Origin of the sequence: Pseudomonas sp. LAMO17WK12:I1 (genome assembly GCF_900177315.1) — a bacterium.
Classification (GTDB): Bacteria; Pseudomonadota; Gammaproteobacteria; order Pseudomonadales; family Pseudomonadaceae; genus Aquipseudomonas; species Aquipseudomonas marginalis.
In genome coordinates, this window is record NZ_FWZV01000006.1 from 20,817 (window position 1) to 30,434 (window position 9,618).

The 9,618-nt window shown below is 64.4% G+C and carries 8 protein-coding genes; all 8 read left to right on the top strand.

The genetic code is table 11. The features are described from left to right. Positions 1-18: 18 nt before the first annotated feature. Positions 19-501: a copper chaperone PCu(A)C gene (locus B9N88_RS12535; protein WP_027607741.1), complete on the top strand. Its 483-nt coding sequence runs from the start codon at positions 19-21 to the stop codon at positions 499-501. Positions 502-512: 11 nt separating this feature from the next. Continuing rightward, entirely contained in the window at positions 513-914 is a 402-nt protein-coding gene (locus B9N88_RS12540) for a DUF2946 domain-containing protein (protein WP_027607740.1), read from the top strand. A gap of 93 nt (positions 915-1,007) precedes the next feature. Continuing rightward, positions 1,008-3,077, top strand: coding sequence for a TonB-dependent copper receptor (locus B9N88_RS12545; protein ID WP_027607739.1), 2,070 nt, complete (start codon positions 1,008-1,010; stop codon positions 3,075-3,077). A 118-nt stretch (positions 3,078-3,195) separates the two neighbouring features. After that, the gene (locus tag B9N88_RS12550) at positions 3,196-4,578 is read left to right on the top strand and encodes a PepSY-associated TM helix domain-containing protein (RefSeq protein ID WP_027607738.1); all 1,383 of its coding nucleotides are present in this window, start codon (positions 3,196-3,198) and stop codon (positions 4,576-4,578) included. Between the two features lie 152 nt (positions 4,579-4,730). Beyond that, the gene (locus B9N88_RS12555; protein WP_027607737.1) at positions 4,731-6,839 is read left to right on the top strand and encodes a TonB-dependent receptor; all 2,109 of its coding nucleotides are present in this window, start codon (positions 4,731-4,733) and stop codon (positions 6,837-6,839) included. Positions 6,840-6,883: 44 nt separating this feature from the next. Continuing rightward, positions 6,884-7,666 carry an ABC transporter ATP-binding protein gene (locus B9N88_RS12560; protein ID WP_027607736.1) on the top strand — a complete coding sequence of 261 codons (783 nt, stop codon included), beginning with the start codon at positions 6,884-6,886 and terminating at the stop codon, positions 7,664-7,666. Continuing rightward, the gene (locus B9N88_RS12565) at positions 7,663-8,610 is read left to right on the top strand and encodes an ABC transporter substrate-binding protein (protein ID WP_027607735.1); all 948 of its coding nucleotides are present in this window, start codon (positions 7,663-7,665) and stop codon (positions 8,608-8,610) included. The genes B9N88_RS12560 and B9N88_RS12565 overlap by 4 nt, the downstream gene beginning before the upstream one ends. Further along, entirely contained in the window at positions 8,607-9,617 is a 1,011-nt protein-coding gene (locus B9N88_RS12570; RefSeq protein ID WP_027607734.1) for a FecCD family ABC transporter permease, read from the top strand. The genes B9N88_RS12565 and B9N88_RS12570 overlap by 4 nt, the downstream gene beginning before the upstream one ends. The last annotated feature ends 1 nt before the right edge of the window (position 9,618 follow it).

The window sequence follows — 9,618 nt, forward strand, 5'->3', positions numbered from 1 at the left end:
CCGTTCTGGAGAACTGCCATGCTTAAATCTTCCCTGCTTCTGGCTGCGTTGCTGCTGCCGGTGTTCAGTGCTGCCAATGCCGAAGACTACAAGGCCGGCGACCTGCTGGTCAGCGATCCCTGGTCCCAGGAATTGCCGCCCAACGCGCCCACCGTCGCCGCGTATTTCGTGATTCATAACACCGGCGCTACCCCGGACCGCCTGCTCAGTGTCGACACACCAGTGGCCGACAAGGCCGAGCTGCATGAGCATGTGATGCAGGGCGACTTGATGAAGATGCAGCAAGTCCCCAGCGTTGCCGTACCGGCCAAGGGTGACCTGACCTTCGCGCCCATGGCGTATCACGTCATGTTGCTGGGCCTCAAGGACCGCAGCCTGCTGGCCGATGGCAAGCAATTCCCGCTGACCCTGACCTTTGAAAAAGCCGGCAAGGTCGAGGTGGAAGTGTCGGTACAGAAAGTACCGCCGATGGCCGGCCACGCGCACAAGCACCCTCAATAGACTGACTCCAGATGGGCGCCCCTCGCGCCAGGCTATCCCCACACCGCCGCGTGAAGCGCGGCAGTTGGATCAGCCTGTTCGCCATGCTGATGATCTTTATCGGTCCGCTGATTTCCCAAGCGATGCCGATGGATCATCACGCCGGTATGTCGATGAACATGTCCATGGACATGCCCGGCGACCACGGCGACGTCCATCACAAGAAAGCCCCTGACGAACACCACGCGCTCTGGTCCAAGTGCGGCTATTGCGACTTGCTCTACAGTTGCCCGGCCCTGCCCGGCAGCGTGTCATTCACGGCCATCGGTACCCCGCCGCCGGCCAATGCCCTTACCCCCGCACCGCGCCTGGGCCATGCCCGGCAGAGCATCTTCCCCGGCGCCCGCAGCCGCGCCCCGCCCATCGCCTCGTAAGCACCTGACACCGTTACTTCACCCCGGCCGACTTTAGACAGACAGCCGCAGGCTGCTGGCCGTGTTGTTTACGATTGATTGATGGAATTTGTCATGTCCAGGTTTACTGCTGACTCCCGTTTGGGAAGCACCTCTGTGCTCGCTGCCCTATGCGGCGCCCTGCTCGTTCCCCACGCCCAGGCCGATGAACACGCCGAGCATGAGCTGACGCCCACGGTGATCACCGCCATTGCGCCCAGCTCGCCGCTGACCGTGGTCACCAACCCCAAAGACCCACGCCAACCGGTGCCCGCCAGCGACGGCGGCGACTACCTCAAGACCATCCCCGGCTTCGCCCTGGTACGCAACGGCGGCACCAATGGCGACCCGGTGCTGCGCGGCATGTTCGGCTCGCGCCTGAACATCCTCACCAACGGCAGCATGATGCTCGGCGCCTGCCCCGGCAGGATGGATGCGCCGACCTCCTACATTTCGCCGGAAACCTACGACAAGCTCACCGTGATCAAAGGCCCGCAGACCGTACTCTGGGGCCCCGGTGCTTCAGCCGGCACCATCCTGTTCGAGCGCGAACCGGAACACTTCGGTGAACTCGGCACGCGGCTCAACGCGAGTGTGCTGGCCGGCTCCAACGGGCGCTTCGACAAGGTCATCGATGCCGCCGCCGGTGGGCCGCTGGGCTATGTGCGGGTGATCGGCAACCAGGCCCATGCCGATGACTACAAGGACGGCAACAACGACACCGTCGCCTCGCGCTACGACAAATGGAATGGCGACGTCGCCGTCGGCTTCACCCCGGATGCCGACACCCTGCTGGAGCTCACCGCCGGCCGTGGCGACGGCGAAGCGCGTTACGCCGGGCGCGGCATGGACGGTTCGCAGTTCCTGCGCGAAAGCCTGGGTCTGCGCTTCGAAAAATCGAATATCGGCGAAGTGCTGGATAAGGTCGAAGCCCAGGTCTACTACAACTACGCCGACCATGTGATGGACAACTACAGCCTGCGCACGCCCTCGGGCACCGGGATGATGGCCGGCCCCATGGCCTCCAACGTCGACCGCCGCACCCTCGGCGCGCGCATCAAGGCCACCTGGCGCTGGGCCGATGTGCAACTGATCAGCGGCCTGGATGCGCAGACCAACGAACACCGCCAACGTAGCAGCATGGGCATCGACACCTACAAGGACTTGCCCAAGGTCAAGGACGCCAACTTCCACAACTACGGCGTATTCGGCGAACTGACGTGGTACGCCGCCGACCGTGACCGCCTGATCACCGGCGCGCGCCTGGACCGCACCTCGGCCAAGGATTTCCGGCAAACCACCGGCTCCGGGATGAGTGCACGCGCCAACCCGACCGCCGACGACACCCGCGCCGATACGTTGCCCTCGGGTTTTATGCGTTATGAGCACGACCTGGCCGACAGCCCGACCACCCTCTATGCCGGCCTGGGCCACTCGGAGCGCTTCCCGGATTACTGGGAGCTGTTCTCGCCCAACACCGGCGCAGTCGGCTCGGTCAACGCCTTCGACGGCGTGAAGCCGGAGAAAACCACCCAGCTCGACGTCGGCGCGCAGTACAAAGCCGACAACCTCGAAGCCTGGGCCTCGGGCTACGTCGGCCAGGTGCGTGACTTCATCCTGTTCGACTACCGGGCGGGGATGATGGGCACCACCTCCCAGGCGCGCAATGTGGACGCGCGCATCATGGGCGGTGAACTCGGCGCGGCCTACAAACTGACGCAGAACTGGAAAGCCGATGCCACCCTCGCCTACGCCTGGGGCAAGAACAGCAGCGACGGCAAGGCCCTGCCGCAAATGCCACCGTTGGATGCACGCTTCGGCCTGACCTACAGCGAAGACGACTGGAGTGCCGGCGCGTTGTGGCGGGTAGTGGCGGCGCAGAACCGCATCGACCAGAACAAGGGCAATGTGGTCGGCAAGGACTACGACAAGAGCGGCGGTTTTGGCGTGTTCTCGGTCAATGGCGCCTATCGCATCAACAAGAATTTCAAGGTCAGCACCGGCGTCGACAACCTGTTCGGCAAAGCCTACGCCGAGCACCTGAACCTGGCCGGCAACGCCGGGTTCGGCTACCCGGCCAACGACCCGCAGGCCATCAAGGAGCCGGGGCGCACCCTGTGGACCAAGGTTGACATGAGCTTCTAAAAGCATCGCGGGCAAGCCCCCTCCCACAGTTGGAATGCATTCCACATGTGGGAGGGGGCTTGCCCCCGATAGCAGTCTGACCAACGACAAAAAATTCAAGCTTTGCGGAGCATCCCTGATGACCACTCAAAAAGTTTCCTTCTACAACCTGGCCTGGCGCTGGCACTTCTACGCCGGCCTCTTCGTCGCCCCTTTCATGGTGCTGCTGGCCCTGACCGGCATCATCTACCTGTTCAAACCCCAGCTCGATCCGCTGATGTACAGCGACCTGCTCAAGGTGCAAAGCGCCGAGCACGCCTTGAGCGCCGACGAACAGTTGCAACGCGCCCAGGCGGCCTTTCCCCAGGGCAAGATCAGCAAGTACCTGCCACCCGCCGACGCCACCAGCAGCGCGCAGTTCGTGATGCACGACGGCGGGCGCGAAGTGACAGTGTTCGTCGACCCCTATCGTGGCACCGTACTCGGTGAGCAGGATGCGAAAAACAACCTGCAAGCCATCGCCCGCGCCCTGCACGGCGAGCTGATGATCGGCACCGTCGGCGATCGCCTGGTGGAGCTCGCCGCCGGTTGGGGCGTGATGCTGGTGGTGTCCGGCCTGTACCTGTGGTGGCCGCGCGGCAAAACGTCGGCCGGGGTGTTATGGCCGCGTTTCACGAGCCGTGGCCGCGTGTTCTGGCGTGACCTGCATGCCGTCGCCGGCTTCTGGGGCGCGGCGTTTCTGCTGGTGATGCTGCTCAGCGGCATGACCTGGACCGGCTTCTGGGGCAAGCAATACGCCGACCTTTGGAACACTTTCCCGGCGGCGATGTGGAACAACGTGCCGCAGTCCGATCAGCAGGCGCGGGTGCTCAATACCGCAACGCAACAGACCGTGCCCTGGGCCATGGAAAACACGCCGATGCCGATGTCCGGCGACCATGCCGAACACATGAACCACGGCGCCATGCACGCTGCTCCCGCCGCGCCCACGGTGCGCCTGCAACAGGTGGTGGACCTGGCCACGGCACGCAAGGTCGAGCCCGGCTACAGCATCACTTTCCCCACCACTGCCGAAGGCGTGTTCACCGTCGCGGTGTTCGCCGACGACCCGCGCAACGACGCCACCCTGCATGTGGACCAGTACACCGGCAAAGTCCTCGCCGATGTGCGCTGGGCGCACTACAACACCGTGGCGCGGGCCACCGAGACCGGCGTGATGCTGCACGAGGGCAAGATGTTCGGCTGGGTGAACCAGCTGATCGTGCTGCTGATCTGCCTGATGATCCTGCTCAGCGCGGTGAGTGGCGTGTTGATCTGGTGGAAGCGTCGGCCCCAGGGCGGCCTGGGAGTTCCGCCGTTGCGTCATGACCTGCCGAAGTGGAAAACCGCGATGGTGATCATGCTCGGGCTGGCGCTCCTGTTCCCGCTGGTGGGCGCCTCGTTGATCGCGGTCTGGGCGCTGGATCGCCTGGTGTTTTCACGGTTGTTCAGCCAACGTGAATCCACCTCAGGTTCGCTATGAAGTAGGCGAGATGCCCTACATAGAGGCGTTAGGTAGTCTTACGCGGGCTTTCGCCAAAGACGCAGGAAGTGTTAACTTATAACACTTACTGCATACCTCAGCTCGCCGCGCCCAGCGGCGAGCACCGCCTCGAAGAAGCGATTTTCCGCCCAATGAACAAGTACCTAGTGTCCGGCCTGTGCCTGCTCGCCCTGCATGACAGCGCCCAGGCCCTGACCCTGCCCGCCAGCCCGGTGACCGCAGCGGCCGTGGATGACCAACACGTCGACCTGAACACACCGACCACCGCAGGCTCGCGCCTGAATCTCAGCGCGCTGCAAACCCCGGGCAGTGTCGAAAGCCAGACCGGCACGCAGATCCGCGCGCGTGGCGACGCCAGCGTGCAGGACTCCATTTCCCGTGCCACCGGCATCAGCCGCACCGGCACACCGGGCGATGGCGGCACCTCGCTGGCGGCCCGTGGCTTTACCGGCCAGGGCTCGGTGATGCAACTGTACGACGGCACCCGCATGTACATGGGCATGGGCACCTCGACCTTCCCGGTGGACACCTGGGCGGTGGAACGCGTAGACGTTTTGCGCGGCCCGGCCTCGGTGCTGTACGGCGAAGGCGCCACCGGTGCGGTGATCAATACCGTGCCGAAAAAACCCTTCGAAGGCGAGATCGAAAACCACCTCCGCCTCGGCTACGGCGCCTACGATCGCCAGCAACAAGCCCTGGACAGCGGCGGCTCGCTGACCGACACCCTGAGCTATCGCCTGAACCTCAACCGCCTGCGCAGCCACGGCTTTATCGACCATGGCGACTCCAGCAGCGACTTCGTCAGCGGCGCCCTGCGCTGGCAGGCGGCGGACAACCTGAGCTTCACCCTGGCCAGCGACTACGGCGACCAGCGCCCGCAGAACTACTTCGGCACGCCGCTGATCAATGGCCAGTTGCACAAGGGCCTGCGCGACAAGAACTACAACGTCAGCAACGACACCCAGCACTACAACGACCAGTGGACGCGCCTGACCAGCGAGTGGCAGATCACTGACAACGTCAGCGCCACCAATGAACTGTTCTACCTGAAGAACCAGCGCCGCTGGCAGAACGCCGAGAACTACAACGTCACCAACGGGCAACTGACCCGCAGCGGCAACTTCGGCATCAAGCACAACCAGGAACAGGTCGGCGATCGCCAGACCTTCACCTTCAAGCACAGCCTGTTCGGCCTCGACAGCCAGACGGTGACGGGCGTGGAATACAACCGCATCCGTTTCCGCCTGGCCAGCAACTCACCGTTCAACGACGCACTGCCCGGCGGCCAGCCGGTGGATATCAACGATCCGGCGCCCGCTCGGTTCGACAGCCAGAACCCGTTCAAACCGCTGTTCGCCACCACCACCAAAACGGTCGCCGGTTTCGCCGAAAACCGCCTGCAACTCACCGACCAACTGGCGCTGGTCACCGGCATCCGCCGCGACTATGCCCACGTCGAGCGCGATGATTTGCGTGACGCCAGCCAAAGCGACAAGACCCTCACCGGTAATAACTGGAAGGCCGGCCTGGTCTACGCAATCACCCCCGACACCTCGGTCTACGGCCAGTACGCCACCAGCACCGACGGGGTCGGCGGCCTGATTTCCCTGAGCCCTGGCCAGCAGCAGTTCGACCTCTCCACCGCCAGGCAAACCGAGATCGGCCTCAAGCAGGCCTTCTGGGATCAACGCGGCGAATGGACAGTGGCGGCCTACCATATCGTCAAGAAGAAACTGCTCACCGACGTCCCCGGCAACCCGGACCTCAAGCAGCAAGTCGGCCAGCAATCCTCCAGCGGCCTGGAAGCCAGCCTCGACCTGCAACTGCCGCACGCCTGGGCGCTGCAAGCCAACGCAGCCGTCGTGCGGGCGCAGTACGACGACTTCAAACAGGATGTCGACGGCGTACAAGTGTCCCGCGACGGCAATCGCCCGGTGGACGTGCCACGCCGCACCGCCAACCTGTGGCTGAGCAAGGCCCTGAGCGACGACATCCGCGCCGGTGCCGGGGTGCGCTATGTCGATGCACGGTATGCCGACAAGGCCAACCAGAGCGAGCTGCCGAGCTACACCGTGGTCGATGCCACGCTGTCGTGGAAGGCGATGCGCAACACCACCCTGGGCCTGCAACTGAACAACCTGTTCGACCGCACCTACGCGGTCAGCCAGTACAACGACGGCCAGCAATGGATCCTCGGTGAACCGCGCTCGTTCTTCGTCACGGCGGACTACACCTTCTAACTGACCCAAACACCGTTGGATCCCTGCAGGCCTTGAGAGACTTGATGACTTCACTCACCCTCACCCGCATCAACTGGGCCCCGGCGAACCACTGCCAACACCCGTTCCAACTGCGTGACGCAGGCCTTCACGTCGCTGCGGGGGAGTTCGTCGGGCTGATCGGCCCCAACGGCAGCGGCAAGACCAGCCTGTTGCGCTGCGCCTATCGGTTCACCCAGCCGGAGCGCGGCGACGTATTGCTCGCCCACCGGAACCTGTGGAAGCAAGGCGCCAAGTGGTGTGCGCAACGTATCGCCGTGGTGTTGCAGGAGTTCCCGGATGCCTTTGGCCTGCGAGTCGATGAAGTGGTCGCCATGGGCCGCACGCCCCACAAGGGCCTGTTCGACAGCGACACCCTGGAGGATCGGCAGCTGGTGCAACAGGCGCTGGTATCGGTGGGCATGCAGGGCTTTGAAGCGCATGCCTTCGCCACCCTCTCGGGCGGTGAAAAACAGCGCGTCATCCTCGCCCGCGCCCTGGCCCAGCAACCGCAATTACTGATCCTCGACGAGCCGACCAACCACCTCGATCCACGCTACCAGCTTGAGCTGTTGAGGCTGGTCAAGCGCCTGGGTATCGGCACCCTGGCCAGCATCCACGACCTCAACCTGGCCGCCGCTTTTTGTGATCGGCTCTACGTGATCGACCACGGGCGCATCGTCGCCAGCGGCACGCCTCACCAGGTGCTGACCACTGAACTGCTGCGCGATGTGTTCGGCGTCGAGGCGCTGATCGACACTCATCCCCTGGCCGACCATCCCCGCATCACCTGGATAACCCAACCATGATCCTGCGCGCCTTCGCCCTTGTGGCCCTGCTGTTCGGTGCTTCGTCAGCCTTCGCTGAAGCCACCCATTACCCGGTCACCGTCAAAAGCTGCAACCGCGACGTGACCTTCCGGGAGGCGCCGAAGCATGCGGTGAGCCATGACATCAACATGACCCAGATGATGCTCGCCCTGGGCCTCAAACCGCGGATGGCCGGCTACAGCGGCATCACCGGCTGGAAGTCGGTCACCCCGGACATGGCCCGGACTCTCGATGGCCTGCCGGAACTGGCGAGCAAGTACCCGTCAGTGGAAACCCTGCTCAATGCCAATGTGGATTTCTTCTTTGCCGGCTGGGACTACGGCATGCGCGTGGGCGGCGACCTGACGCCGAACACCCTGCAGCCGCTGGGGATCAACGTGTACGAGCTGACCGAGTCGTGCGCCTTCGTGATGAAGCGCCCGGCCGCGACCCTGGACGACACCTATAACGACCTGCGCAACCTGGGCAGGATTTTCGACGTGCAGGACCGCGCCAATGCCTTGATCGCGCAGATGCAGGCACAGGTCGCCGAGGTGCAGACAGACCTGCCCGCCCACAAGCCGCGCGTGTTCCTCTACGACAGCGGTGAAGACCGCGCCATGACCTCCGGCCGCCTCGGCATGCCCCAGGCGCTGATCGACGCGGCCGGCGGGCGCAACATCCTCGATGACGTCGACGCCAGCTGGACCCGCGTCAACTGGGAGATGGTGGTGGAGCGCAATCCACAGGTGATCGTGATCGTCGACTACAGCGAAGTCACCGCCGATCAAAAACAGCAGTTCCTGCTCAACAACCCGGCGCTGCAAGGGGTGGACGCGATCAGGAACCAGCGCTTTATCGTGATCCCGTATGTACAAGCCACGCCGGGCATCGATAACGTGCTGGCGGTGGAAACCCTGGCCAAGGGGTTCCACGGCGAATGATCACCCGTCGTTACCCCCTGTTGCTTGCCGTCCTGGGCGCATTGCTGCTGGTGTCCTGTGTGATATCCCTGGGCTTTGGCCCGGCGCGGGTACCCGCGGACGTGGTGTGGCGCATCCTGCTGTACAAGGTCTTCGGCATCGGCGAAGTGAGTTGGTCGGCCGGGCAGGCACCTATCGTCTGGCTGATCCGCGTGCCGCGCATGCTGCTGGGGGCGTTGGTGGGGGCCGGGCTGGCGTTGATCGGTGCGGTGTTGCAGGCGGTCACGCGTAATCCGCTGGCCGATCCGCACCTGCTGGGTGTCACTTCCGGCGCGACCCTGGGCGCGGTGATCGTGGTGCTGCATGTAGGCGAGATCATCGGCCTGCTGACCTTGCCCATCGCCGCCTTTATCGGCGCCCTGTCGAGCATGATCGTGGTGCTCGCGGTAGCCAGTCGCAATGGCCGGCTGGAGAGTGATCGCCTGTTGCTGTGCGGCGTGGCAGTGTCGTTCGTGATGATGGCGGCGGCCAATCTGCTGCTGTTCATGGGCGACCATCGCGCCGCCTCGGCGGTGATGTTCTGGATGCTCGGCGGCCTCGGCCTGGCACGCTGGGAACTGCTGGCGATTCCGGGCGCCAGCGTAGTGCTCGGGCTGCTGGTGCTGGTGGGCATGGCCCGCCCGTTGAACGCGCTGATGGCCGGCGAACAGACCGCCGTGACCCTTGGCCTGAACGCCCGCAATGTACGGCTGAAGGTGTTCCTGGTCGCCTCGTTGATGACCGGCGTGCTGGTGTCCATCAGCGGCTCCATCGGCTTTGTCGGGCTGATGGTGCCGCACATCGCCCGGCGCCTGGTGGGCGCCGAGCATCGTCGCTTGCTGCCGGTGTGTGCAGTGCTGGGCAGCCTGTTCCTGATCTGGGTCGATGTGGCGGCGCGCACCTTGATCGCCCCCGAAGACCTGCCGATCGGCGTGGCCATGGCGGCGATCGGCGGCCTGTTCTTCATCGGCCTGATGCGCAAGCGCTGAC